Consider the following 24,031-nt stretch of genomic DNA (forward strand, 5'->3'; position numbering starts at 1 on the left):
CGGGCGTGCTCACCCCGCTCGCCGGGGGACGGCCCCGGTGGCTACCGCCGCATCGAGTGGAGCGCGGGCGAGCCGGCGCCCGGCGCGTGGGTGCGGGTTCCGGTGCCCGGGGTGCTGGTGATCGAGGGCTTCTCGTCCGGCCGCGCCCGTATCCGGCCGCGCCTGTCGGCGCTGTGCTGGGTGGCCGACCCCGACCCGGTGTCCCGGTTGGAGCGTGCGGTGGCGCGCGACGGCGAGGACACCCGACCGCACCTGACGGCGTGGCAGCGGTTCGAGCGCGGCTGGTACGCGGTGGACCTGACCGGTGCGCACGCGACCCAGCGCGTCGCCACCGCCGATATCACGACACGCGTCACACGTTCAGACCAGAAGAGCCCATCCGGACGCCGGAATCGCTACTGAGTGTCTTCGCTACCCGCTGTTTTCGATCACATCGGGCGATGTCGTGTCAGGATCGTAATTTCCGGGGGTTAAGTAAACGGCCGATAACCGCTAGGGTCCCGACATCCGCCGCGTCCGGACAGGGCGTGGGTTCGAACCGATGTTCGCTCAAGAGGTGTCAACATGCATCAGTTGCGGGTGGGCCGATGGCGCCGCGCAGCCCTGACCGGGCTCGCGGGTGCGCTCGCGTTCTCCATGGCCGCGTGTGCCGAGTCCGACCGGGGATCCGGTGAGGGTGGCGACACGTTCGTCTTCGGTGCCGCGGGCGCCCCGGCGAACTTCGACCCGTTCTACGCCTCCGACGGCGAGACGTTCCGCGTGACGCGGCAGATGTACGAGAACCTGGTCGGCATCAAGCCGGGCACCGCCGAGCTGGAGCCGGAGCTGGCCAAGGAGTGGCAGGCCACCAACGAGGAGGGCACGAACTGGGAGTTCACCCTCCAGGAGGGCGTGACCTTCCACGACGGCACGCCGTTCAACGGTCAGGCGGTCTGCGACAACTTCGAGCGCATGCACAACCAGACCGGTGCGGGCGCCTCCGCGGCGCTGTCGTACTACTGGATCAACAACTTCGGCGGGTTCGCCGGGGAGGACAAGGACTCGCTGTACGAGTCCTGCACCGCGACCGGTGAGCACACCGTCGAGCTGGAGCTGACCCGCTTCACCGCCGACTTCCCGACGATGCTGAGCCAGGACGCCTTCGCCATGCAGAGCCCGACGGCGATGGACGAGCACAAGGCCAACGAGGTCGAGGCCCAGGGCGACAGCTTCGTCTTCTCGGAGTACGCGCAGAAGCACCCGACCGGGACCGGGCCGTTCACCTTCGGTTCGTGGGACGAGGCCAACGGCACGATCACGCTGAACCGCAACGACGACTACTGGGGCGAGTCCGCCAAGGTGGACGAACTCATCTTCCGCGTGATCCCGGACGAGACCGCCCGCAGGCAGGCGCTGGAGGCCGGCGACATCGACGGCTACGACCTGCCCTCGCCCGCGGACTGGGCCGCGCTGGAGGAAGCGGGCTTCGACGTCAAGATCCGCGACCCGTTCAACATCCTGTACCTGGGCATCACCCAGAAGAACAACCCGGCGCTGCAGGACCTGAAGGTGCGCCAGGCCCTGGCCCACGCCCTCGACCGGCACAACCTGGTCAGCTCGATCATGCCGGAGAACTCCGAGGTCGCCAAGCAGATGTATCCGGACTCGGTGGACGGCTACGCCGAGGACGTCCAGGAGTACCCGCACGACCCGGACAAGGCCAAGCAGCTGCTGGCCGAGGCGGGACACGAGGACCTGACGGTCGAGTTCTGGTGGCCGACCCAGGTCACCCGGCCGTACATGCCGAACCCGGAGGCCGTCTACGGCGCGCTCCGCCAGGACCTCGAAGAGGCCGGCATCACCGTCGAGGCGGTCAGCAAGCCGTGGACCGGCGGCTACATCGACGACGTCGAGGAATCCCGGGCGCAGCTGTTCCTGCTGGGCTGGACCGGTGACTACAACTCGCCGAACAACTTCCTCGGCAGCTTCTTCAACGACCCGGAGGGGCAGTTCCACACCGCCTCGTCGCCGTGGGGTGAGCAGCTCGCCCAGGAACTCCAGGACGCGAACTCCATCGTGGACGACGCCGAACGGAACGCGGCGTACCAGGAGCTCAACCGGAAGCTGATGTCGGAGTACCTGCCGGCGATCCCGCTGTCGCACTCCCCGCCCGCCATCGTGGTGAACTCCGAGGTCGAGGGGCTGGTTCCCAGCCCGTTGACCAAGGAGGAGTTCGCCACGGTCAGCCTCGGCTCGGAGTAAGAACCGACACGTGCTCCGTTACACCGTCCGACGGGTACTGCAACTCGTACTCGTCATGTTCGTCCTGTCCGTCCTGCTCTTCGCGTGGCTGCGGGCACTCCCGGGAGGGCCGGTCTCGGCCCTCCTCGGGAACCGCGGCACCGCGGAGAGCAGGGCGGAGCTGCGCCAGACCCTCGGGCTCGACGAGCCGATCATCGTGCAGTACTTCGCCTTCCTCGGGCGGGCACTGACCGGCGACTTCGGCACCTCGACGGGCGTCTCGCCCGGCAAGCCCGCCTCGGAACTGTTCCTCGAACGGTTCCCCGCCACCGTCGAACTGAGCCTCGCGGCGATCCTCATCGCGCTGGTCACCGCGATCCCGCTCGGTTACGTCGCCGCGCGCAGGCGCGGCGGGTGGCTGGACAACCTGGGCATCATGGGCTCGCTCGTCGGGATCTCCATCCCGATCTTCTTCCTGGCCTTCCTGCTCAAGTACGTGCTCTCGATCGAGCTCGGGATCCTGCCCACCGGCGGCAGGCAGAGCGTCGGGCTCGACGCCACCCGGGTGACCGGGTTCTTCGTGCTCGACGGTCTGCTGACCCGGGAGTGGGACGCCGCGCTCGACGCGCTGATACACCTGCTGCTGCCCGCGGCGGCGCTGTCCTCGATCCCGTTCGCGGTGATCTTCCGGATCACCCGTGCGTCCGTGCTGGACGTGCTGGACGAGGACTACGTGCGCACCGCCCGCTCGAAGGGGCTGGCGAGCCGGGTGATCCGGGACCGGCACATCATGCGCAACGCGATGCTGCCCGTGGTCACCACCATCGGCCTGCAGACCGGTGCGCTGTTGTCGGGAGCGGTGCTCACCGAGACCGTGTTCGCCTGGCACGGCATCGGCGAGGCGCTGGCGCTCGGATTCGAACGCAAGGACTTCCCCGTGCTGCAAGTGGTCATCATCGCCGCGGCGTCGGCGTACGTGCTGGTCAACCTCGTGGTCGACCTCTCGTACGCGCTGATCGACCCGCGGATCCGGTCGGCACAGAAGGTGGGGTCGTAGCTCATGGCCTCGTCCCGTGCCACGAAGATCGACCGGCTCGCCGAGACGGCGGGCCGGTCCCCGGCGGGCGGAACCGGATCCGGGGTGGAACCGGACCCGTCCGGCGGTGTTGAGGGTGTGAGCCTGGCCGTCTCGGCCTGGCGCAGGCTGCGGCGCAACCCGCTGTTCCTGGTCGGTGCGACGATCATCGGCCTGTTCGTGCTGCTGGCGCTGCTGGCGCCGTTGCTGGCGCAGCACGACCCGGGTCTGCGGATGCTGGAGGAGCAGGTCTCCAACGCCCGCAACGAGATCCCACCGCCGCAGCCGGGGCACCCGCTCGGCGGCGACCAGTACGGCCGGGACCTGCTGTCCCGGGTGCTGCTCGGCTCGCAGCAGACGTTGATGGTGGCGCTGCTGGCCACGATCATCGGTCTGGGCGGCGGCCTGGTGCTCGGCACCCTCGCGGGCGCGTTCGGCGGCTGGGTGGACACGTTCGTCATGCGCGTGGTCGACGTCATGCTGTCGATCCCGTCGCTGCTGCTGGCGGTGTCCATCGGGGCGTTGTTCGCGCAGCAGACCCAGTTCTCGGTGATCCTGGCCGTCGCGATCGTGCAGATACCGATCTTCGCGCGGTTGCTGCGCGGCACGATGCTCAGTGTCCGGGAGAGCGACCACGTGCTCGCCGCGCGGGCGCTCGGGGTGAAACGCGGTGCCATCGTGTTCCGGCACATCCTGCCGAACTCGCTGGGCCCGGTGATCGTGCAGTCCACCCTGGTGCTGGCCATCGCCATCCTGGACGCCGCCGCGCTGTCGTTCCTCGGCCTCGGTGCGGCGGACGACTCGATACCCGAATGGGGACAGATGCTCGGCAACGCGCAGGACTACTTCGACTCGCAGCCACACCTGGCGTTCTGGCCCGCGGCCTGCATCATCGTGGTCGCCCTCGGGTTCACGCTCGTCGGCGAGTCGCTGCGGGAAGCGCTCGACCCGCGGCAGAGGCGGTGACCGGCGATGGCACTGCTCGAAGTCCGTGACCTGTCGGTCACCTTCCACCGCAAGGGCGAGCCGTCCACGACCGCCGTGGACTCGATCAGCTTCGACGTTGAGCCCGGCCGCACGGTCGGGCTGGTCGGCGAGTCCGGGTGCGGCAAGTCGGTCACCTCGCTGGCGCTGATGGGCCTGCTGCCCTCGGCGGGGGCGGAGATCAGCGGGTCGGCCCGGTTCGCGGGTGAGGAACTGCTCGGCCTCTCCGCGAAGGAGATGGACACCCGGCGCGGGCGCGACCTCGGCATGGTGTTCCAGGATCCGCTGTCCTCGCTGAACCCGGTCGTGGAGATCGGGGTGCAGCTCACCGAGGTGCTGCTGCGGCACCGCGACCTGACCCGGAAGCAGGCGAAGGCGGAGGCCGTCGAGCTGCTGGGCCGGGTCGGCATCCCGGACCCGAAGCGCCGGGTGCGGGAGTACCCGCACCAGCTCTCCGGTGGGATGCGGCAGCGGGTGCTCATCGCCATCGCGCTGGCGTGTGCCCCGAAGCTGCTCATCGCCGACGAGCCGACCACGGCGCTGGACGTCACGATCCAGGCGCAGATCCTGCGGCTGCTGCGGGACCTGGTGGCCGAGACCGACACCGCGCTCATTATGATCACGCACGACCTCGGGGTCGTGGCGGGCCTGTGCGACGAGGTCAACGTCATGTACGGCGGGCGGATCGTCGAACGCGCGCAGCGGCACGCGCTGTTCGCCGAGCCGCGCCACCCGTACACCCACGGGCTGCTGGCCTCGATCCCGCGGTTGACCGCGCCGCGCGGGGAGAAGCTCGTGCCGGTGAAGGGGTCGGTGGCCGACAACATCCCCTGGTCCCGTGGCTGCGCGTTCGCGCCGCGGTGCCCGAACGCGGTCGAGGCCTGCTGGACCGACGCGCCGGAGCTGACCGACGACCGGGGTGGGATGCTGCGGTGCCACAATCCGGTCGGAACCGGGGCCGCCGTGGCGGAGGGAGCACGATGACGACGGAATCCACGACCACGGACCGCGCCCCGGCTTCGTCGTCCGATGTGGACGAGGGTGGGGAGCTGCTCGCGCTGGACGACGTGACGGTGCACTTCCCGATCAAGAGCGGGGTGGTGTTCGACCGCACCGTCGGCCACGTCTATGCCGTGGACGGGGTGAGTCTGCGGGTCAACCGGGGCGAGACCTACGGCCTGGTCGGCGAGTCCGGCTGCGGCAAGACCACCCTCGGCCGGGCGCTGCTGCGACTCATCGAGCCGAGCGGCGGCCGCATCACCTTCGACGGCGACGACCTCTCCGCCCTGAAGGGGGAGTCGCTGCGGCGCACCCGCAAACGGATGCAGATGGTGTTCCAGGACCCGCTGTCCAGTCTGGACCCCCGGCAGTCGGTGGAGTCGCTGCTGATCGAGGGGATGCGGGCGCACGGGCTGGACACCGACCGGGAGTCCACCCGGCAGCGGCTGGTCGAGCTGTTGGACGCGGTCGGGTTGCCGCGCACCGCCTTGCGCAAGTACCCGCACGAGTTCTCCGGCGGTCAGCGGCAGCGCATCGGCATCGCGCGGGCGCTGGCGCTGCGGCCGGATCTGATCGTGGCCGACGAGCCGGTGTCGGCGCTGGACGTGTCGGTGCAGGCCCAGGTGCTCAACCTGCTGGAGGAGCTGCAGGAGGAGTTCGGCCTGACCTACGTCGTCATCGCGCACGACCTGGCCGTGGTGCGGCACATCTCCGACCGCATCGGCGTGATGTACCTGGGCGCGCTGGTGGAGGAGGCCGACGCGGACGCGCTCTACGCCGAGCCGCGGCACCCCTACACGAAGGCGCTGCTCTCGGCGGTCCCCGTGCCGGACCCGACGGTGGAGGACACCCGGGAGCAGATCCTGCTCACCGGCGACCTGCCGTCGCCGTCCGACCCGCCGAGCGGCTGCCGGTTCCACACCCGCTGCCCGTGGCGGCAGGAGACGCTGTGCGACACCGACCGCCCGGAGTTGCGGGACCTGGGCGACGGCCACCGCGTGGCCTGCCACTACGCCGAGGACATCCTGGCCGGACGACTGTCCCCACGCTCCTCGGACCCCGCCTCCGCACCGTCCTGACCGGTCCCCGCGCGCCCTGAGGCTCCGGCCGCGAAGGCCCCCTTCCCTGCGCCCGGCGCCGTGAGGGCCCCCTTCGCTGCATCCGACGCAGGGAAGGGGGCCTTCACGGTCACACGCGGCGGTCCCAGCGGAAGAGGCGTTTCGCCGATGCCGCGCCCAGCAGGGTCCAGGCGGTGAGGACGCCGAGGGCGGGCAGTGCGTCGGTGAACTGGGTGGTGAACCCCAGGTCCGGGTGGTAGGCCAGCCGGGAGAGTTCGACCAGTGCCCCGCCGGGCAGCAGGAGCTGGACGGTGTCCGGGCCGCCCGCGCCGTTGGTGCCCGCCCAGATGGCGGTGCCCAACAGGAACAGGAAGAACGGCATCGCGGCCATGTCGGCCTGCTGGGTGGTGGAGACCAGCCCGGTGGTCGCGATCGCGAGCAGCGTGCACAGGGCGACGGTGAGCACCACGCCCACCAACAGCAGCGGCAGGTTCGTGGGTGCCGCGGGGCCGCCGACCCACACGATCGCCACGACCAGCAGGCACTGGACGAAGCCCAGCAGGAACGGCGGTGAGCTGAGGCCGGTGAGGATCGTCGCGTCCGAGCACTCGCTGGTGCGCAGCCGTTTGAGGTAGAGATCCTCCCGGCGGGCCGTCAGGGTCAGCGTGGTGGTGATGTAGACGGTCATCCCGCACATCACGGCCAGCGCGAGCGCCACCGGGAGCGCCCAGCCGAGCGCCCCCAGCGTTCCCCGGCCGGACCACACCAGGAACACGGCCATCCCGATCGGGAAGAGGGTCGCGGTGCCCGCGACCGTGGCGTTGCGCCCGACCAGTTTCGTCTCGGTTTTCAGCAGCGCGAGGATCTGGTGTGCCGTGCGGTTCATCGCCGCCCCTCCTCGTCCTCGCCGGTCGCGCCGGTCGCGCCGGCACCGACGTTCGCCTCGACCGTGCCGCTCGGACCGGCCGTGCCGGGACCGGCGGTGGGTGCCACGGGGCCGAACCGTCCGCGGTTGACGACCCCGTGGAAGACGTCGTCGAGTGAGGCGTGCTGGGCGTGGAAGCGCAGCAGCGGCACCTGGTGGGCGCTGCGCCACTGCAAAACGGCGGTCAGGTCCCGTTCGAGGTCGGTGGTGCGCAGTTCGACCCGACCCACGGCGAGCCGATCCCGGTCGAGCTCGCCGACGAATGCGGGAAGCGTGTCCGCCGGTGCCTCGGCGGGCAGGTCGAAGCCGATCCGGGCCCGTTCCGCGGCCAGCACGTCGACCAGGCTGCCGGAGACGTCGATCCGGCCCTCGTGCATGATCGCGAGCCGGTGGGCCAGGCTCTCCGCCTCGTCGAGGTAGTGGGTGGTCAACAGCATTGTCACCCCCTCGGCGAGCAGGTCGCGCAGGACCTGCCAGGCCGCCTTCCGGGACTCCGGATCCAGCCCCGTGGTCGGCTCGTCCAAAAAGACCAGCTCGGGTCTGCCGAGGACAGCCAGCAGCAGGTCGAGCCGTCGTCGTTCCCCGCCGGAGAGTTGTTTGACCCGTACGTCCCTGCGGTGGGCCAGATCGAGCATCTCCATCGCGGTGTCCGCGTCGGACGGTCTGCTGCCGAGCTCCCGCCACAACGCGACGGTCTCGGCGACGGTCAGATCCCCCGCGAACCCGCTCTCCTGCAACATGACCCCGGTGCGTCTGCGCACCTCCCGCCGGTCGGCGTACGGGTCCAGGCCGAGCACGCGCACGGTGCCCGACGTGGGTCTGCGCAGCCCCTCCAACGTCTCCAACGTCGTCGTCTTGCCCGCCCCGTTGGTGCCGAGCAGTGCGAACAACTCGCCTTGGCGGACGTCGAGGTCGACCCCGGAGACCGCTTCGAACGATCCGTAGGCGCAACGGAGACCGTCCGCCTCGATGACTGGTGTGAACACGCTTTTACGGTAGGAATCCGCTGGGCACCGGCACCAGTACCGGCGATCACCGGTTCCGGGGCGGATCCGCACCGGGGACGCATGACAAATGTCCCGGGTTCTGCAGGCCGGGGCGCGCCGTGCGGCCCCGGCCGGGCATCCTGGTGCCATGGCTGAGTCCGGCACGGTCGCCGCCGCCGACCCGGGACGTATGCGCTGGCTGCGTCGCTACGTCTGGGGATCGCTCGCGTTCGTCGGTCTCGTGACGGCGCCGGTGCTGGCGTCCGACCTGTTCACCGCCGGATTCGGCACCGCGGACCGGGTAGTGCTGCTGGTCCTGCTGGTCGCGGCCGTCGTGCAGCGCCTCCGGTTCCTCGGCTACGCGGCCAGGGCGGTGGAACTCGCGCGCCGCCGTCGGGTCGAACAGATCCTCACCACCACGGTGGCGATCCTGGCCTGGGCGCACGCGGCGCGGTACACGCCGAACCCGGCGCTCTGGTCGCTGCTGCCCGCCCTCGTCGGCGGTGCGGGGGTGGTCAGCGCCCCGCACGGACAACGGGGCCGCCTGACGGTCGGGCTCGTGTCGGCCACCGCCGTGACCGGCGCGCTCGCGTTGTCCTGGCGGCGTGTGCCGGAGGTGTCGGTCCCGGAGACGGTGGCGGTGGCCGCGGTGATCGTCGCGGCGCTCGCGTTCGCCGACCTGTTGTCGGCCCGGTTCTGGGACATCGTGCTCGAACTGGACCGGGCGCGGGCGCTCGAAGGGGAACTGGCGGCCACCCGTGAGCGTCTCCGGTTCGCCGCCGACCTGCACGACATCCAGGGGCACTCGCTGCAGGCCATCGCGCTCAAGGGCGAACTCACCGAGCGCCTGATCGGCACGGACGACGCGGCGGCCCGCGGGCACGCGGCGGAACTCACCCGGCTGGCGCGCTCGGCGCTCACCGACACCCGGGAACTCGCGAAGGGCTACCGGGAGATCGACCTGCACACCGAGATCGACAATGCGGTGGAGCTGATGCGCGCGGCGGGCATCGAGGTCACGGTGCACGGCGACCCGGCCCGGATCGCACCGCCGTTGCAGCGGGCGTTCGGTGCGCTGGTCCGGGAGGGCACCACCAATGTGCTGCGGCACAGCCGGGCGCGGCGGTGCGAGCTGGATGTCCACGTGGACGACGACGGGGTGACCGTGCGACTCGGCAACGACGGTGTCGGCCACGTCGCCGTCCCGGCCGATACGGCCGGCACCCCGGATACCCCGGACACCGCGGGCAGCGGTGTGCGGGGCCTGCGCGAGCGGTTCGCCACCATCGGCGGTGAGGTGACGGCGGGACGCACGGGCGACGACCGGTACGAACTGACCGGACGGGCACGGGAGGTGTGGTGAGATGATCAGGGTCGTCCTCGCCGATGACGAGGATCTGGTGCGGGGGGCGCTGGCCAGTCTGCTCGACCTGGAGCCGGACATCGAGGTCCTCGCCCAGGCGGCCGACGGTGCGGCCGCGGTGGAGCTGACCCGCGAGCACCGCCCGGATCTCGTCCTGCTGGACCTGGAGATGGCGGGGACGGACGGGCTGGCCGCCGCCGAGACGATCGGGGCGGAGTCGGACGTCCCCGTCGTGATCGTCACCCGGCACGCCCGGCACGGGGTGCTCAAACGCGCGCTCGGCGCCGGGGTGCGCGCGTTCGTGCCCAAGGTGACGCCCGCGCCGAAACTGTCGGCGATCCTGCGGGACGTGCACGCGGGGGGCCGCTACGTCGATCCCGAGCTGGCCGCCTCGGCACTCTCGGCGTCGGCGTGCCCGCTCAGCGAGCGGGAACTGGAGCTGCTGCGGCACAGCCTGGACGGCGCGACCGTCGCGTCGATCGCCGCGGCGACGAACCTGGCCCAGGGCACGGTCCGCAACTACCTGTCCTCGGCGATGTCGAAACTCGACGCGGAGACCCGCTACGCCGCCGCCCGACGCGCCTGGGAGGAGGGCTGGATCTGACCCAGCCCGGCGAGCCCGGCGAGTCGCCACCCCATGTCCGCGAGTCGACGTTCCGTACCCCCGAGTCGACGTTCCATGTCCGCGAGTCGACGTTCCATGTGGGGGAGCACGGTTGGTACGGCCGTCGGTCGAGACGTCCGGCGCGCACGCTGTCGATCAGGCCGAGCGGATGCCGACCGCGGACCCGGATGCCGGAGCACGGCGGCGCCGTGGTCGCCGTCGGGGCGGCTCACCGTCGGGCGGACAGGCACGAGTCGCTGCTGCGCTGTGCCGGAGCACGCTCCCGCCGCGCCACGGCGGCCGCCACCGTGCCGATCGTCAGTGCGACGCCGAAGGACAGCAGCAGGCTCACGTGGGGTTGCCGCACGAGCTCGCCCCCGAGGTAGCCGAGGCCCGCGGCGTAGGTGGACCAGAGCAGCACGCCGATCCCGGACGCGGTCAGGAACCCCGGCCTGGACCAGCGCAGCGACCCGGCCACCAGCGAGCCCGCGGTGCCGCCCGCGGGCAGCCACCGGGCGAGGACGAGTGCGGTGATGCCGCGGCGGTCGAGTTGGTCACCGATCCAGCGGGTGCTCTCCTCCACCGCCGGGCGCCCCCGCAGCCGACCGAGCACACGGGACACGCCGTGCCTGCCCAGGCCGTACAGCGCGAGGTCGTTGACCAGGCAACCCGCGGCCCCGACGCCGATGACCGGCACGAGTGACACGTCCCCCTGTGTCGCGGCGAAGCCCATGCCGATCAGCGCCACCTCGGTCGGCGCGAGCGGGATCGCCGCGACGACGAAGAGGCCGAACAGCGAAGCGGTCGAGAGGTCCACACGACCACTCAACGCGCCGGAAGCTGAGAACTATTCAGCACTCGCCCGGTCGTGACCGCACCGTTGCCGGATCGTGAGTTGACGCGAAGGGCACGTTCCCTCCGTCGGGAGCGGTGAGGGGCACTTTTCCTGCAGTACACGCAGGGAAAGTGCCCCTCACGCCACACCCGGGGGACGGCCTCAGCGGTGGGCGCGGTTCACCGCCGAGACGACGGCGCGCAGGGACGCCGTGACGATCGACGGGTCGATGCCCACACCCCAGTACACCCGGTCCTCGACGGCGCACTCGATGTACGAGGCCGCCCGGGCGTCGTCACCGGGGCTGAGGGTGTGTTCGCTGTAGTCCAGCAGCCGCAGGTCGTAGCCCACCGTCGCCAGCGCGTCGAAGAACGCGGCGATCGGGCCGTTGCCGCTGCCGACGACCTCCTGTTCCTCGCCGTCCAGCCGGATCGTGGCGGTGAGCTGGTAGAGACCACTGTCGTCCGCCCGGACATGCTGGCTGATCAGCTCCAGCGGGGTGCGCGGCCGCAGGTACTCCTCGGCGAAGGCCTCCCACATCGTGTCCGGGTCCACCTCGCCGCCGCCGGCGTCGGTGTGCTTCTGGATCACCTGGGAGAACTCGATCTGCAGCCTGCGCGGCAGGTCGAGCTGGTGTTCGGTGCGCATCACGTAGGCGATGCCGCCCTTGCCGGACTGCGAGTTGACCCGGATGACCGCCTCGTAGGTGCGGCCGACGTCCTTCGGGTCGATCGGCAGGTAGGGCACCTCCCACGGGAACCGCTCCAGCGGCACGCCCTGCTTGTCGGCCGCCTCGCGCAGGGCGTCGAAGCCCTTGTTGATCGCGTCCTGGTGGCTGCCGGAGAACGCGGTGAACACCAGGTCGCCCGCCCACGGGCTGCGCTCGTGCACCGGCAGCTGGTTGCAGTACTCGACGGTGCGCTTGATCTCGTCCAGGTCGGAGAAGTCGATCTGCGGGTCGATGCCCTGGCTGAACAGGTTCATCCCCAGGGCGACCAGGTCGACGTTTCCGGTGCGCTCGCCGTTGCCGAACAGGCAGCCCTCGATCCGGTCACCGCCCGCCTGGTAACCCAGTTCGGCGGCGGCGATGCCGGTGCCCCGGTCGTTGTGCGGATGCAGCGACAGGATCACCCCGTCCCGCCGTTCGAGGTTGCGGCTCATCCACTCGATCGAGTCGGCGTAGACGTTCGGCGTGGCCATCTCCACGGTGGCGGGCAGGTTCAGGATCACCGGCCGCTGCGGCGTGGGCTGCCAGATGTCGGTGACCGCGTTGCACACCTCGGCCGCGTAGGACAGCTCCGTGCCGGTGTAGGACTCGGGCGAGTACTGGAACCGGAACTCGGTGTCGGAGTACTTCGCCGCGTACTCGGCGGCCAGTTCGGCGCCCTGGGTGGCGATCTTCTTGATCCCCTCGCGCTCCTCCCGGAACACCACCCGCCGTTGCAGGATCGAGGTGGAGTTGTAGATGTGCACGATCGCCCGCGGGGCGCCCTCCAGCGCCGCGAAGGTGCGCTCGATCAGCTCGGGGCGGCACTGGGTCAGCACCTGGATGTGCACGTCCTCCGGGATCGCGTCCTCTTCGATGATCTCCCGGACGAAGTCGTAGTCGGTCTGGCTCGCGGCGGGGAAACCGACCTCGATCTCCTTGTAGCCCATGCGCACGAGCAGGTCGAAAAACGTGCGCTTGCGGGCGGGCGACATCGGGTCGATCAGCGCCTGGTTGCCGTCGCGCAGGTCGACCGCGCACCACAGCGGCGCGGTCTCGATGCGGGTGTCCGGCCAGGTGCGGTCGGGCAGCCGGATGTCCTCCACCAGCCGGTACCACGGTTCGTACCGGTCGTAGGGCATCGTACTGCCCTTCTGTTTGTTCCAAAACGGCTGACTCTCGGGCGCCGGACGGGACGGCGTCCGGATGCGGCTCGCGGATCCGGCGCCGGAGACGCTGCCGGGGGAGGTGTGGAAATCGGGTGCGTCGGACGTCCGGAAATCGGAAGTGCTCATGATGGCTGGAAAGCTCCTGCTGCTTGGTCGGTTCGGGCACGATCGACGGCCGGCGCTGCGGCGTGTGAGAACACCGGCGAACCCCGCGACGGGGAGCCGGTCCGAATCAGGCCCCGTCGCGGCAGCGAAGCAGGAGGAGCGAGAGCGCCACGGACGTCAGCCTAACGCCGGTCCGGCCGCGGACGGAACCCCGGGGGTCGTTGTGGAACCGTTATGCGCGGTCCCACCGTGGGGCTACTGGCGCGTAGCCAGGGCGGGGCCGGCGTGCGAAAATCCCGGCATGGGTGAACATCACGCCGAGGGCAGGGACACCACGGCCGACACGACGCGCGCCATGCCCGCCTCGTCGGCGGGCCCCGACGGCCGGCCCCCCGCGGAGGAGGCCGAGTCCGGACCGCGTCCGAAGCGCCGGACCGACTGGCACGCCGCCCGGGACCGGGGCGTCGAGCTGCTCGCCACCCTCGTCCGGTGGGTGGGGCTCGCCTTCGCCGTCGTGCTCGTGCTCCACGTCGTCTTCGTGATCGGCGAGGCGAACCCGGACAACGGCATCGTGTCGTTCGTCGCCGACGCCGCGGAGCGGCTCGCACTGGGCTTCGAGGACATGTTCGTCCCGGACGACCCGCAGCTCGCGGTGCTGCTCAACCACGGCCTCGCGGCGGTGTTCTGGCTGGTCGCCTCGTCCCTGGTCACCCGCATCATCCGGCTCGTCGGCGGCGCCGGCCGCAGCTGAGCGGCCCCGCCCGCCCGGGGTGGTCGCCGCGAAGCCCCCTTGCCCGCGCCGGGTGCCGTGAAGGACTCCTTCCCTGCGTCACACGCAGCGAAGGAGTCCTTCACGGCAACCACCCGGTGACCCCGTCGGGTCAGGACGGGAAGACGGGGGTGTCCCAGGTGTCGGTGAAGGCGAATTCCGCGAGGGGGAGGCGCTCCCTCGGGGCGGTCTCCCGGCTAATGTCGCGGTCGTCGGCCAGCACGTCGGCGTCGGTGGCCACCCCCACCGCGATCGCCGCCAGCGGCTCGAACTCGTCCGGCAACGCGAACTCCCGGCGGACGGTGTCCCGGTCGAACCCGGCCATCTGATGCACCGCCAGCCCGTCGGCGACGGCCTGCAGGGCCAGGTTCTCGGTGGACAGGCCCACGCCGTACTCCGGGTAGGGCACGTCGCCCTTCTCGTTGCGCATCCGCGCGCACGCCACCATGAGCACACTCGCGCGGTGCGCCCACGACTGGTTGCGCTCGGTGAGCGCCCCGAGGATGCGGCGGAAGGTGTCGTCGCCGCGCCTGCCCACGAGGTAGCGGGCGGGCTGGCTGTTGCCGCACGACGGCGCCCAGCGCGCGGCCTCCAGCAGGGCGCGCACCCGCGACGGGTCGACCGTCGCCTCGGCGTCGAACGCCCGCGGGCTCCACCGCCGGGCGATCAGTTCGTGTACGGGCACACTGGTGTCGGCGTCCTTGTCACTCATCGCCGTCCAGAGTAGGCGGGCACGCCCTTCCCCGGCCGGGTGATGCCGCGGCCCGGGGCCGGAAGGATTCCGGTACCGGCGGGGGCGGGGCCGAAGTCCGCCCGGTGGGGCCACCCGCGGCACGAAATCGCACGTCGTCAGTGGTCGGTGCCACAAAGCCGGGTATCCGTCCCGCGTCGCCCCGGTACCCTGGAGCGGCGAAACGATCCGTAGCGCCGCGAGCCGAGACCGGATCGGCGTGGCAGGCGTGCAGCGAGGAGGAGCGAGGCAGTGGCGCTCGTAGTCCAGAAGTACGGTGGTTCGTCGCTGGAGAGCGCCGACCGCATCAAGCGCGTCGCGGAACGGATCGTGGCCACCCGGAAGGCCGGCAACGACGTGGTCGTCGTGTGCTCGGCGATGGGCGACACCACCGACGAGTTGTTGGATCTCGCCGAGCAGGTGAATCCCGTCCCGCCGGAGCGGGAGATGGACATGCTGCTCACCGCGGGGGAACGGATCTCCAACGCCCTGGTCGCGATGGCGATCTCCGCGCAGGGTGCCGAGGCGTGGTCGTTCACCGGCTCCCAGGCCGGGGTGGTGACCACGTCCGTGCACGGCAACGCCCGCATCATCGACGTCACCCCGTCGCGGGTCACCGAGGCGCTCGAACAGGGCTACATCGCCCTCGTGGCCGGGTTCCAGGGAGTCGCCCAGGACACCAAGGACATCACCACGCTCGGCCGCGGCGGGTCCGACACCACCGCGGTCGCCCTGGCCGCGGCCCTGAACGCCGACGTGTGCGAGATCTACTCCGACGTGGACGGGGTCTACACCTCCGACCCGCGGATCGTCCCGGACGCCCGCAGGCTGGACACGGTCCCGTACGAGGAGATGCTGGAGCTCGCCGCGAGCGGTTCGAAGATCCTGCACCTGCGCTCGGTCGAGTACGCCCGCCGGTACGGCGTGCCGATCCGGGTCCGCTCGTCCTACAGTGACAAGCCGGGCACGACCGTGACCGGTTCGATTGAGGAGATCCCCGTGGAACAAGCGTTGATCACCGGCGTCGCCCACGACCGGTCCGAGGCCAAGATCACCGTGACCGGCGTGCCCGACCACGCCGGCGCGGCGGCCCGGATCTTCCGGGCGGTGGCCGACGCGGAGATCGACATCGACATGGTGCTGCAGAACATCTCCAACACGGCGGGCCGCACCGACGTCACCTTCACGCTGTCCAAGGCCAACGGCCCGAGCGCGGTCAGCGAGCTGGAGAAGATCAAGTCGGAGCTCGACTTCTCGGCGGTGGTCTACGACGACCACGTCGGCAAGGTCTCGCTCGTCGGCGCGGGGATGCGCTCGCACCCCGGGGTGACCGCGTCGTTCTGTGAGGCGCTGGCCGAGGCGGGCGTGAACATCGAGATCATCAACACCTCGGAGATCCGCATCTCGGTGCTGATCCGGGACGCGCAGGTGGACGACGCCGTGCGCGCGATCCACGAGGCTTTCGAACTCGGCAGCGACGAAGAGGCTGTCGTCTACGCGGGGAGTGGTCGCTGATGGCGCAGAAAGCGACAGCGCAGAACGCGACAGCGCACAACACCGGCCTCCGGGTCGGCGTCGTCGGCGCCACCGGCCAGGTGGGCGCGGTGATGCGCAGGCTGCTGGCCGAGCGGAACTTCCCGGTCGCCGAGATGCGGTACTTCGCGTCCTCGCGCTCGGCGGGTAGCACCCTGCCGTTCAACGGTTCGGACGTCGTGGTGGAGGACGTCGCCACCGCGGATCCGTCCGGGCTGGACATCGCGCTGTTCTCGGCGGGCGGTGCGACGTCGAAGGCACAGGCGCCCCGGTTCGCCGAGGCGGGCGTGACCGTGATCGACAATTCCTCGGCCTGGCGGCTGGACCCGGACGTGCCGCTGGTGGTGAGCGAGGTCAACCCGCAGGCGGTGAAGGACGCCCGCAAGGGGATCATCGCCAACCCGAACTGCACCACCATGGCGGCGATGCCGGTGCTCAAGCCACTGCACGACGAGGCGGGCCTGGTGCGGCTCGTGGCCAGCACCTACCAGGCGGTCTCCGGCAGCGGCCTGGCCGGGGTGGAGGAGCTCGCCGAGCAGGTGCGGGCCGCGGGCGACCGCGCCACCGACCTCACCCACGACGGCACGGCGGTCGACCTCGGCGAGCCCGCCAAGTACGCACGTCCGATCGCCTACAACGCGCTGCCCATGGCCGGCTCCGTGGTGGACGACGGGACGAACGAGACCGACGAGGAACAGAAGCTCCGCAACGAGAGCCGCAAGATCCTCGACATCCCCGAGCTGCGGGTGTCCGGCACCTGCGTGCGGATCCCGGTGTTCACCGGGCACGCGCTCTCGATCAACGCCGAGTTCGCGCGGCCGCTGTCGGCCGAGCGGGCGAGCAGCCTGCTGGCCACGGCCCCGGGGGTGCGGATGTCCGACATCCCGACGCCGCTGGAGGCCGCGGGCACCGACCCGAGCCATGTGGGCCGGATCCGGGTGGACCCGGGCGTCGACGACGGGCGCGGACTGGCCCTGTTCGTCACCGGGGACAACCTCCGCAAGGGCGCGGCGCTGAACACGGTGCAGATCGCTGAACTGATCGCCGAGGCCGACTGAGGCACCCCGCAGGCGGACACGGTCGGCGGTGCGTCCGGGGTCACCCGGTGGGGCCGGGCGCGGAAGCACGCCGCGTGGTGTCTCCGGGTGCCACCATCGTCAGGTCTCGACGGACTCGAAGGTCGAACACCGGCTCGCTCCGCTCCGGCGAGCGGTCCCGGTCCGGGGGCCACGCGCCCGGCTGCGCTGGGCGGAACTACCACCGACCGGGCCGACGCCGGTACGGTCGTCGTCATGAGGATCTCTGGTGTCCGGGTCGCGTCGGCGGCCGCCGTGTTGTCGGTGGTGGCGCTCACCGCGGGGTGCGGCGAGGTGGGGGAGACGATCGAGCAGGTGGACGGTGCCACCGACAAGGCGAGCGCGTGCAGCGAGGCGCTCGGCATCGTCGATCTGAAACCGAATCTCGATCCGGAGCAGGCCGCGGCGAAGGCCGGGGAGAAGGCCGAGCAGCTGCGTCAGCTGGGCCACGAGGTCGCCGATCAGAGCGTGCAGGAGTCGCTGTTCCAGTTGGCCGACGGGTACGTGGAGCTGGAGCAGCGTAAGGTCGACGGGCTGGACAACTTCAACCAGTGGTTGCAGCGGAACCTGACACAGCTCGACCAGCTCCGGCAGGCGTGCTTCTGAGCCGGCGGCGCCCCGGCCGGGGTCGTCCCGGCACCAGCAGCAGCGCGCCGACCGCGGCGAGGGTGAGCCCGCCGAGCCCGGAGGCGGCGAAGCCCCACGCCGGGCCAGCGTGATCGAGCACCCACCCGACGACGGGGCTGCCCAGCGCCAGTCCCATCCGGGTCGCCGAATCCTGGACGCCCATCGCCTCGCCGCGCACGGTGTGCGGGACCAGCCTGCTCACCGACTCCGTGGTGGCGGCGAGCGTGGGCGCGCACGGCAGGTTCGACGGGATCAGCGCGAGCGCGAGCACCCACCACGGCCCGCTCACCAGGCCGACCGGGAGCACCAGCACCGCCAGCGCGACCATGAGCACCGGTTGCGGCAGCGAACGCGACACCGCGCCGTGCACGAGTCCACCCGCGAGTGACGCCGCGCACATCACCGCGATGACCACTCCGGTCCAGGCGACCTCACCCGACTCCCGCAGGGCGGCGACGGTGGCCAGTTCGGTGCCCACGAGCACGAACAACGCGCCCATGGCCACGAGCAGCGTCGCCACGAGCGGCCTGCTGACCCACGTCCGCAGCGGGGGGCGCGCCGCGGAGCCCCGGACGTCCTCCCCCGGGGCGCGGCACGGGTGGGTCGAGCCACATCAGCGCGCCGGCGGGTGCGGCGAAGGCGAGGCCGATCACGGTGAGGGTGGCCGTGGACGAGACCTGCGTCGTGAGCGCGATCGCGGCCACCGGGCCGGTCATGTAGGTCAGCTCCAGCGACATCATGTCCAGCGAGAAGGCCGTGCGCCGCTGCCGTTCGGGGACGAGCGCGGTGAGCACCTGGCGTGCCACCGACCCCGCGGGGACCACCAGCGCCCCGGCGGGCAGGGCGGCGACGAGCAGGACCTCGTAGGGCAGGTGCCCGGCGGCGATCCAGAACACCCCGGACACCGTCCCGCACACCGCGAGCACCGGGCGCAGGCCGTGCCGGTCGATCATCCGGCCGAGCAGCGGGGCCGCCAGCGCGGTCCCGGCCATCGTGGCGGTCCCGACCAGTCCCGCGGCCCCGTAGCCGCGGCCGAGATCGCCGACCACGTGCAGGGTCAGCGTGATCCCGGTCGCCGTCATCGGCAGTCGCGCGGCGAACATGAGCAGCATCGACGTCGGTACGCCCGGGATCCGGAGTACGGGGAGGTAGGACTTCAGCGCCACCTCCCGGACACAACCCGAACCTGGTACGGCCGTGCAAGCCATTTCCCGTGACGATCACCCGACAGAGGGTGTTTTCTTGACTGATTCCAGAAAGCTGGGCATGCTGGGGACGTCATGCCTCACCGGGAAAGCCCTGTACGGGACCACCTCAAGGCGGCCGGCCTGCGCGTCACCGCGCCCCGGCTGGCCGTGCTCGAGTGGCTCTCCGAGCACCCGCACGCGACGGCCGACCAGGTGGCCGCGGGAGTGCGCGACGCACTCGGATCCGTGTCCACGCAGGCGGTCTACGACGTGCTCGGAGCCTGTACGCACGCCGAACTGGTGAGGCGGATCGAACCGGCCGGGCATCCCGCCCGGTTCGAGACACGAACCGGGGACAACCACCACCACCTCGTCTGCCGCCGGTGCGGACACGCCGAGGACGTCGACTGCGTCCGCGGTGCGGCGCCCTGCCTGCGGCCGTCCCACCTCGGCGGTTTCGCGGTCGAGGAGGCGGAGGTCGTCTTCTGGGGACTGTGCCCCGCCTGTCAGCAGGCCCCGTCCGCGGAATCCGGCCCGTGAGCAGGATTCCCGACCCGTGAACACACACCGACCCACAAGCACGACACCGACCAAGCACGACACCGACCCGCAAGTCGTACGACGAGGAGGCATCGGCGTGACCAAGCCGACCACCAACAACGTCGGTATCCCGGTGGGCAGCGACAACGACTCGCTCACCGCGGGCACCAACGGCCCGATCCTGCTCCAGGATCACTACCTGATCGAGAAGAACGCCCAGTTCAACCGCGAGCGTGTGCCCGAGCGTGTGGTGCACGCCAAGGGCGGCGGCGCCTTCGGTGTGCTCGAGGTCACCGAGGACGTCAGCCAGTACACCAAGGCCGCGCTGTTCCAGCCCGGTGCGCGGACCGAGAGCCTCATCCGGTTCTCCACCGTCGCGGGCGAGCTCGGCTCCCCCGACACCTGGCGCGACCCGCGCGGCTTCGCCGTGAAGTTCTACACCAGCCAGGGCAACTACGACCTGGTCGGCAACAACACGCCGGTGTTCTTCATCCGGGACCCGATCAAGTTCCCGGACTTCATCCACTCGCAGAAGCGCCGCGCGGACAACAACCTGCGCGACCACAACATGCAGTGGGACTTCTGGACCCTGCGTCCGGAGTCCGCCCACCAGGTGACCTGGCTGATGGGTGACCGGGGCCTGCCGAAGACCTGGCGGCACATGAACGGTTACGGCTCGCACACCTACCTGTGGGAGAACGCCCGGGGCGAGAAGTTCTGGGTGAAGTACCACTTCAAGACCGACCAGGGCATCGACTACCTCACCCAGGACGAGGCCGACCGGCTGGCCGGCGCGGACTCGGACCACCACATCCGGGACCTGTGGAACGCCATCGAGCAGGGTGACTACCCGAGCTGGACGCTGTACGTCCAGGTCATGCCGTACGCCGACGCGGCGACCTACCGGTTCAACCCGTTCGACCTGACGAAGGTGTGGCCGCACAGCGACTACCCGCTGATCAAGGTCGGGAAGTACACGCTGAACCGGAACCCGGAGAACTACTTCGCCGAGATCGAGCAGGCCTCGTTCGAGCCGTCGAACCTGGTGCCGGGCATCGGGCCGTCGCCGGACAAGATGCTGCAGGGGCGGCTGTTCGCCTACGCGGACGCCCACCGCTACCGCATCGGCGCGAACTACACCCAGCTGCCGGTGAACGCGGCGAAGTCCGAGGTGAACTCGTACTCCAAGGACGGCCAGATGCGCTACCGCAACACCGGCGACCCGGTGTACGTGCCGAACACCATGGGCGGCGCGCACGCCGACCCGGAGCTGGCCTCGGAGACCACCGCCACCTACGGCATCGACGACGAGGTCGTGCGCTCGGCGTACACCCTGCACGCCGAGGACGACGACTTCGGCCAGGCGGGCACGCTGGTGCGTGAGGTGATGAACGACGAGGAGCGCGAGCGCCTCGTGAACAACATCGTCGGCCACGCGAGCAAGGGCGTGTCCGAGCCGGTGCTGGAGCGGGTCTTCGAGTACTGGCGCAACGTCGACAAGGACCTCGGCGACCGCGTCGCCTCGGCCTTCGGCAAGTGAGCTGACCCCTCCGCGCCCGTGCACGCGGCGGGTGTTGCCGTGAAGGCCCCCTTCCCTGCATCCGACGCAGGGAAGGGGGCCTTCGTTGCGTTGAACGCAGGCAGGGGGTCCTTCACGCCACACCCATGTGGAGGGCGCCGGCGGCCTCCGCGGTGGCCTCGGTGAAGCGCCTGCCGACGCCGAGGAAGTTGGCGTAGCCGTGGATGAGGTCGGACTGGCGGCTCAGGGCGACCGGCACGCCCGCCTGCCGCAGCTTCGTGGCGTAGGCCTCCCCCTCGTCGCGCAGCGGGTCGAATCCCGCCGTGGCGAGGTAGGCGGGCGGCAGCCCGGTGAGGTCGTCGGCGAGCAGCGGCGACAACGTCGGATCGGACCGGTCCACCCCCTCGGGGGCGTAGTGGTCCAGGAACCAGGTCATCTCCTCGTCGGTGAGGAAGAACCCGTCGGCGAACAGGTCCCGGGAACGCCGCCGTACCGTCGCGTCCACGGCCGGGTACAGCAGCAGTTGGAAGGCGGGCGCGGGGCCGCCCCGGCGGGTGGTCACCAGTGCGGTGACCGCGGCCAGGTTGCCGCCCGCACTGTCCCCGCCGACCGCGATCCGGTCCGGGTCGGCGCCGAGATCGCCCGCCTTGGCGTGGGCGAAGTCGAACGCGGTGAGCGCGTCCTCCTGCGCGGCCGGGAAGGGGTGCTCGGGCGCGAGCCGGTACTCCACCGACAGCACCCGGACCTGCGCGTGTTTCGCGAGGAAGCGTGCGGTGTTGTCGTGGCTGGCACGGCTGCCGACGACCCAGCCGCCGCCGTGGTAGAAGACCAGCAGCCCCGGCCCGGGATCCCGCGGGGTGTACAGCGTTGCGGGCAGCTCGCCGTGCGGCGCGGGGATCGGGATCTCCCGGGTGTCGACCGGCTGGATCGCCGGACCGCTGACCAGGTGCCGGGAGGCGTCCAGTGCCGCGCGGGACTCCGCGACGGAACCGTTGGTCAGCCCGGCCCCGGACAACTGTTGCAGGCGGAGCAGCAGGTGTGCGTCCAGTGCGAGTTCCTGGCCGTCCCTGCGGACGGGCCTGCCCGCGAGTGCCCGGCGCAGGGGGCGGGGCAGGGCGTAGAGCAGCTGGGCCGCGGCGGCCTGAACGCGAACCGTCATCGATGGCGCCATGGGTCCCCTTCGTCCGAACGGTCGGTCCGACTGAGGCTACTCGCTGGTAGGCCGGGTGTCACCGGCCTCGTACCGGACCGGGTGAGCGCGGAGGGTGCTCCGTGGTGACTGTGACACAGGTCGTCACGACCGAAGTAGTCCTCGACCTGACTCGAGCGTTTAGCCTCGGAAGCGTGACTGCGACACGTGCGATCAAGGTGCTCGGTATCGGGGGATCCCTGCGGGACGGCTCACAGTCCGAGCGGGCGTTGCGCATCGCCCTGGCCGGTGCGCAGGCCGCGGGGGCCACGACCAGGGCGGTCACCGGGAGCGCGCTCACGCTCCCGTTCTACGACGCCGCGCTCGACCAGCGCTCGCCGGAGGCCACCGCACTCGTCGAGGCGGTGCGGGAGGCCGACGGGCTCGTCGTCGTCTCACCCGGCTACCACGGCGCACTCTCCGGCCTGGTCAAGAACGCCCTCGACTACGTCGAGGACCTGCGCTCGGACGCCCGCCCGTACCTCGACGGCCGTGGGGTCGGGCTCGTCGCGGTGGCGCACGGGTGGCAGGCGGCGGTCACCACGCTGGACCAGCTCCGCACGATCGCGCACGCCCTGCGCGGCTGGCCGACACCGCTCGGTGGTGCCGTGAACTCCGCCGAGGTGAAGTTCGACGAGGCGGGCGGCGCCTCCGACGAGAAGGTCGTGGGCAATCTCCAGATGATCGGCAGGCAGGTCGCCGAGTTCGCCCTCGCCCGTGCGGGTGGTGTTTGACCGTTCACGCTGACGGGTAACGCTCCTTCTGGACCGAGCTCGCCGTGCGGCGAGGAGTCACGCACCACGGAGGAGGAGCACGATGGCGAATTCGCCCATCACGAGCCCGCTCAAGGACAGTGACAAGGAACTGACGGCGAGCGCCCTGCAGACGACCGTCGTCGACCTGGTCGACCTGGCACTGATCGCCAAGCAGGCGCACTGGAACGTCGTCGGTAAGAACTTCCGCAGCGTGCATCTGCAGCTCGACGAGCTGACGACACTCGCGCGTGGTTACACCGACAGCGCCGCCGAACGCGCCAACGCGATCGGTGTCTCCCCGAACGGCAAGGCGAAAACCGTCGCGGAGAACTCCGGACTGCCCGAGTACCCGGAGAACTGGCAGAGCACCGACCAGACGGTGGACAAGATCGTCGAGATCCTCAGCGTGCTCATCCAGCGGATGCGGGTCCGGGTCGACGAGACCGACAAGAGCGACCTCATCACCCAGGACCTGCTGATCGAGATCACCCAGGAACTGGAGAAGCAGCACTGGATGTGGCAGGCGCAGCAGGCCTGACCACCGCCGTCCCCGGTTTTGTCGTGAGGGGCACTTTCCCTGCACCCGGCGCAGGGAAAGTGCCCCTCACTGCGCTGAGCGCAGGGAAGGTGCCCTTCACGGTCACCTCGGCCGCGGGTCAGGCCGCCAGGCCGAGCTTGCGCATCGCGAAGTGGACCTCGGTGGCGACCTGGGTGATCGTTTCGGCGGTGACCAGGGAGCCATGGCCCGCGTCGTAGCGGTAGAACTCGTGGTCGATGCCCCGCGCGGCCAGCCGGTCGAGGTAGTTCTCGATCTGCCGGATCGGGCAGCGCGGGTCGTTGTCCCCGGCCAGCACCAGCACCGGAGCCCGCACCGCGTCCACGTAGGTCAGCGGTGAGCACCGTTCGTACACGTCCGGGACGTCGGTCGGCGAGCCGCCGAACAGCGCGCGGTCGAACGCCCGCAGCGGCTCCATCTCGTCCTCGTAGGCGGCCACGTAGTCCGCCACCGGCACCCCCGCCACACCGGCGGCCCACCGCTGCGGCTGGGTGCCCAGCGCCAGCAGGGTGAGGTAGCCG

23 protein-coding genes and 1 pseudogene are annotated in these 24,031 nt (G+C 70.8%); 16 read left to right on the plus strand and 8 right to left on the minus strand.

Going from position 1 to position 24,031, the window contains the following annotated elements:
* The first annotated feature begins 111 nt into the window (after positions 1 to 111).
* The 6 genes from ACTIR_RS26630 (at position 112) to ACTIR_RS0113150 (ending at position 6,357) form a co-directional block, all read left to right on the plus strand.
* Positions 112 to 402: a hypothetical protein gene (locus tag ACTIR_RS26630; RefSeq protein WP_161629636.1), complete on the plus strand. Its 291-nt coding sequence runs from the start codon at positions 112 to 114 to the stop codon at positions 400 to 402.
* Between the two features lie 162 nt (positions 403 to 564).
* Positions 565 to 2,241 carry an ABC transporter substrate-binding protein gene (locus ACTIR_RS0113130; protein WP_026454631.1) on the plus strand — a complete coding sequence of 559 codons (1,677 nt, stop codon included), beginning with the start codon at positions 565 to 567 and terminating at the stop codon, positions 2,239 to 2,241.
* Positions 2,242 to 2,251: 10 nt separating this feature from the next.
* Positions 2,252 to 3,277 (plus strand): ABC transporter permease, encoded by a 1,026-nt coding sequence (locus ACTIR_RS0113135; RefSeq protein ID WP_026454632.1) that lies wholly within the window; start codon positions 2,252 to 2,254, stop codon positions 3,275 to 3,277.
* Between the two features lie 3 nt (positions 3,278 to 3,280).
* Positions 3,281 to 4,261: an ABC transporter permease gene (locus tag ACTIR_RS0113140; RefSeq protein WP_026454633.1), complete on the plus strand. Its 981-nt coding sequence runs from the start codon at positions 3,281 to 3,283 to the stop codon at positions 4,259 to 4,261.
* Between the two features lie 6 nt (positions 4,262 to 4,267).
* Positions 4,268 to 5,263, plus strand: coding sequence for an ABC transporter ATP-binding protein (locus ACTIR_RS0113145; RefSeq protein ID WP_026454634.1), 996 nt, complete (start codon positions 4,268 to 4,270; stop codon positions 5,261 to 5,263).
* Positions 5,260 to 6,357, plus strand: coding sequence for an ABC transporter ATP-binding protein (locus ACTIR_RS0113150; protein WP_084789490.1), 1,098 nt, complete (start codon positions 5,260 to 5,262; stop codon positions 6,355 to 6,357). Before ACTIR_RS0113145 ends, ACTIR_RS0113150 begins: the two co-directional genes overlap by 4 nt.
* 109 nt (positions 6,358 to 6,466) lie before the next feature.
* Here ACTIR_RS0113150 and ACTIR_RS0113155 read toward each other — a convergent pair whose 3' ends face one another.
* Together ACTIR_RS0113155 and ACTIR_RS23200 are read right to left on the minus strand one after the other, a co-directional pair.
* Positions 6,467 to 7,222 carry an ABC transporter permease gene (locus ACTIR_RS0113155; RefSeq protein ID WP_026454636.1) on the minus strand — a complete coding sequence of 252 codons (756 nt, stop codon included), beginning with the start codon at positions 7,220 to 7,222 and terminating at the stop codon, positions 6,467 to 6,469.
* Positions 7,219 to 8,247, minus strand: coding sequence for an ABC transporter ATP-binding protein (locus ACTIR_RS23200; RefSeq protein ID WP_065388583.1), 1,029 nt, complete (start codon positions 8,245 to 8,247; stop codon positions 7,219 to 7,221). The genes ACTIR_RS0113155 and ACTIR_RS23200 overlap by 4 nt, the downstream gene beginning before the upstream one ends.
* Positions 8,248 to 8,395: 148 nt before the next feature.
* Between ACTIR_RS23200 and ACTIR_RS0113165 the strand changes: the two genes are divergently transcribed.
* On the plus strand, positions 8,396 to 9,610 hold the full coding sequence (locus ACTIR_RS0113165) for a sensor histidine kinase (protein ID WP_026454637.1): 1,215 nt from the start codon (positions 8,396 to 8,398) through the stop codon (positions 9,608 to 9,610).
* A 1-nt stretch (position 9,611) separates the two neighbouring features.
* Positions 9,612 to 10,214 (plus strand): response regulator transcription factor, encoded by a 603-nt coding sequence (locus tag ACTIR_RS0113170; RefSeq protein WP_026454638.1) that lies wholly within the window; start codon positions 9,612 to 9,614, stop codon positions 10,212 to 10,214.
* 229 nt (positions 10,215 to 10,443) lie between these two features.
* Here the strand turns inward: ACTIR_RS0113170 and ACTIR_RS0113175 are convergent, their stop codons facing one another.
* On the minus strand, positions 10,444 to 11,031 hold the full coding sequence (locus ACTIR_RS0113175) for a DedA family protein (protein ID WP_026454639.1): 588 nt from the start codon (positions 11,029 to 11,031) through the stop codon (positions 10,444 to 10,446).
* A gap of 180 nt (positions 11,032 to 11,211) precedes the next feature.
* The gene (leuA, locus tag ACTIR_RS0113180; protein ID WP_233345905.1) at positions 11,212 to 13,050 is read right to left on the minus strand and encodes a 2-isopropylmalate synthase; all 1,839 of its coding nucleotides are present in this window, start codon (positions 13,048 to 13,050) and stop codon (positions 11,212 to 11,214) included.
* A 334-nt stretch (positions 13,051 to 13,384) separates the two neighbouring features.
* Here leuA and ACTIR_RS0113185 point away from each other — a divergent pair, with 334 nt between their 5' ends.
* Positions 13,385 to 13,780 carry a hypothetical protein gene (locus tag ACTIR_RS0113185; protein ID WP_034239903.1) on the plus strand — a complete coding sequence of 132 codons (396 nt, stop codon included), beginning with the start codon at positions 13,385 to 13,387 and terminating at the stop codon, positions 13,778 to 13,780.
* Between the two features lie 130 nt (positions 13,781 to 13,910).
* On the opposite strand, the gene ACTIR_RS0113190 is transcribed toward ACTIR_RS0113185, so the two are convergent.
* Positions 13,911 to 14,510, minus strand: a complete 600-nt coding sequence (locus ACTIR_RS0113190; protein WP_026454642.1) for a nitroreductase family protein — start codon at positions 14,508 to 14,510, stop codon at positions 13,911 to 13,913.
* Between the two features lie 270 nt (positions 14,511 to 14,780).
* Between ACTIR_RS0113190 and ACTIR_RS0113195 the strand changes: the two genes are divergently transcribed.
* The 3 genes from ACTIR_RS0113195 (at position 14,781) to ACTIR_RS0113205 (ending at position 17,743) form a co-directional block, all read left to right on the plus strand.
* Positions 14,781 to 16,043, plus strand: a complete 1,263-nt coding sequence (locus tag ACTIR_RS0113195; RefSeq protein WP_026454643.1) for an aspartate kinase — start codon at positions 14,781 to 14,783, stop codon at positions 16,041 to 16,043.
* Positions 16,043 to 17,119 carry an aspartate-semialdehyde dehydrogenase gene (locus tag ACTIR_RS0113200; protein ID WP_026454644.1) on the plus strand — a complete coding sequence of 359 codons (1,077 nt, stop codon included), beginning with the start codon at positions 16,043 to 16,045 and terminating at the stop codon, positions 17,117 to 17,119. Before ACTIR_RS0113195 ends, ACTIR_RS0113200 begins: the two co-directional genes overlap by 1 nt.
* A gap of 234 nt (positions 17,120 to 17,353) precedes the next feature.
* Positions 17,354 to 17,743 carry a hypothetical protein gene (locus ACTIR_RS0113205; protein WP_026454645.1) on the plus strand — a complete coding sequence of 130 codons (390 nt, stop codon included), beginning with the start codon at positions 17,354 to 17,356 and terminating at the stop codon, positions 17,741 to 17,743.
* Here the strand turns inward: ACTIR_RS0113205 and ACTIR_RS23205 are convergent.
* Positions 17,682 to 18,930 (minus strand): annotated as a pseudogene (locus ACTIR_RS23205) (MFS transporter). The gene ACTIR_RS0113205 and the pseudogene ACTIR_RS23205 sit on opposite strands and share 62 nt — an antisense overlap.
* A gap of 114 nt (positions 18,931 to 19,044) precedes the next feature.
* Between ACTIR_RS23205 and ACTIR_RS0113215 the strand changes: the two are divergent.
* Together ACTIR_RS0113215 and ACTIR_RS0113220 are read left to right on the plus strand one after the other, a co-directional pair.
* A complete protein-coding gene (locus ACTIR_RS0113215) occupies positions 19,045 to 19,491 on the plus strand; it encodes a Fur family transcriptional regulator (RefSeq protein WP_026454646.1) in 447 nt (148 codons plus the stop codon).
* Positions 19,492 to 19,588: 97 nt separating this feature from the next.
* On the plus strand, positions 19,589 to 21,031 hold the full coding sequence (locus ACTIR_RS0113220; RefSeq protein WP_026454647.1) for a catalase: 1,443 nt from the start codon (positions 19,589 to 19,591) through the stop codon (positions 21,029 to 21,031).
* 112 nt (positions 21,032 to 21,143) lie between these two features.
* Here the strand turns inward: ACTIR_RS0113220 and ACTIR_RS0113225 are convergent, their stop codons facing one another.
* The gene (locus tag ACTIR_RS0113225) at positions 21,144 to 22,169 is read right to left on the minus strand and encodes an alpha/beta hydrolase (RefSeq protein WP_411431330.1); all 1,026 of its coding nucleotides are present in this window, start codon (positions 22,167 to 22,169) and stop codon (positions 21,144 to 21,146) included.
* Positions 22,170 to 22,354: 185 nt separating this feature from the next.
* On the opposite strand from ACTIR_RS0113225, the gene ACTIR_RS0113230 reads away from it, so the two are divergent.
* Positions 22,355 to 22,933, plus strand: a complete 579-nt coding sequence (locus ACTIR_RS0113230) for an NADPH-dependent FMN reductase (protein ID WP_026454649.1) — start codon at positions 22,355 to 22,357, stop codon at positions 22,931 to 22,933.
* Positions 22,934 to 23,015: 82 nt separating this feature from the next.
* A complete protein-coding gene (locus ACTIR_RS0113235; RefSeq protein ID WP_026454650.1) occupies positions 23,016 to 23,492 on the plus strand; it encodes a Dps family protein in 477 nt (158 codons plus the stop codon).
* 118 nt (positions 23,493 to 23,610) lie between these two features.
* On the opposite strand, the gene ACTIR_RS23210 is transcribed toward ACTIR_RS0113235, so the two are convergent.
* Positions 23,611 to 24,031 (minus strand): prolyl oligopeptidase family serine peptidase (locus tag ACTIR_RS23210; RefSeq protein ID WP_034239861.1); only part of this gene is annotated, 421 nt, incomplete at its 5' end.

Source organism: Saccharomonospora iraqiensis subsp. iraqiensis, from assembly GCF_000430445.1.
GTDB lineage: Bacteria > Actinomycetota > Actinomycetes > Mycobacteriales > Pseudonocardiaceae > Saccharomonospora > Saccharomonospora iraqiensis.